We start from the raw sequence: 1270 nt of genomic DNA on the forward strand, positions 1-1270 counted from the left end.
ATGGCCAAGGAAAAGTTCGAACGTAACAAGCCGCACTGCAACATCGGCACGATTGGTCACGTTGACCACGGCAAGACGACGCTGACGGCGGCGATCACGATGACGCTGGCGAAGGCCGGCGGCGCGAAGGCGATGGCCTATGCGGATATCGACGCTGCGCCGGAAGAGAAGGCCCGCGGCATCACGATCAACACGGCGCACGTGGAATACGAGACGGCGAACCGTCACTACGCGCACGTCGACTGCCCCGGCCACGCGGACTACGTGAAGAACATGATCACGGGCGCGGCGCAGATGGACGGCGCGATCCTGGTGGTTTCGGCCGCTGACGGCCCGATGCCGCAGACGCGCGAGCACATCCTGCTGGCCCGTCAGGTCGGCGTTCCGGCGCTGGTGGTTTACCTGAACAAGGTGGACCTGGTGGACGACGCCGAGCTGCTCGAGCTGGTCGAGATGGAAGTGCGCGAGCTGCTTTCGTCCTACCAGTTCCCGGGCGACGACATTCCGATCACCTCGGGCTCGGCGAAGGCCGCGACCGACGGCGTGAACCCGGAGATCGGCGAGAAGTCGATCCTGGCGCTGATGGAAACGGTCGACGCCTACATCCCGCAGCCGGAGCGTCCGGTGGACCTGCCGTTCCTGATGCCGGTGGAAGACGTGTTCTCGATCTCGGGCCGCGGCACGGTTGTGACCGGTCGTATCGAGAAGGGCATCGTGAAGGTCGGTGAGGAAGTCGAGATCGTCGGCATCCGTCCGGTTCAGAAGACGGTCTGCACGGGCGTGGAAATGTTCCGCAAGCTGCTGGACCAGGGCCAGGCGGGCGACAACGTGGGCGTGCTGCTTCGCGGCACCAAGCGTGAAGACGTCGAGCGCGGCCAGGTTCTCTGCAAGCCGGGCAGCATCACGCCGCACACCAAGTTCACGGCGGAAGCCTACATCCTGACCAAGGAAGAGGGTGGCCGTCACACGCCGTTCTTCACCAACTACCGCCCGCAATTCTACTTCCGCACGACGGACGTGACCGGGATCATCAAGCTGCGCGAAGGCGTGGAAATGATCATGCCGGGCGACAACGCCGAGCTGGACGTCGAGCTGATCACCCCGATCGCCATGGACGCGGGCCTGCGCTTCGCCATCCGTGAAGGCGGCCGCACCGTCGGCGCCGGCGTCGTCGCCAAGATCGTCGAGTAGGTTTTACTCGCCGGCCTCAGCGCACGCTGAACCACAAGATCGAGCCCCCCGGTGGAAACGCCGGGGGGCTTTTTCTATG

1 protein-coding gene is annotated in these 1270 nt (G+C 64.8%); it reads left to right on the forward strand.

Annotation, left to right across the window (positions count from 1 at the left end; translation table 11 throughout):
• Window positions 1-1191, forward strand: a complete 1191-nt coding sequence (tuf, locus tag AC3WJT_RS17350) for an elongation factor Tu (RefSeq protein ID WP_492344389.1) — start codon at window positions 1-3, stop codon at window positions 1189-1191.
• The last annotated feature ends 79 nt before the right edge of the window (window positions 1192-1270 follow it).

Source organism: Caulobacter sp. FW305-C-30-S16 (genome assembly GCF_058783025.1).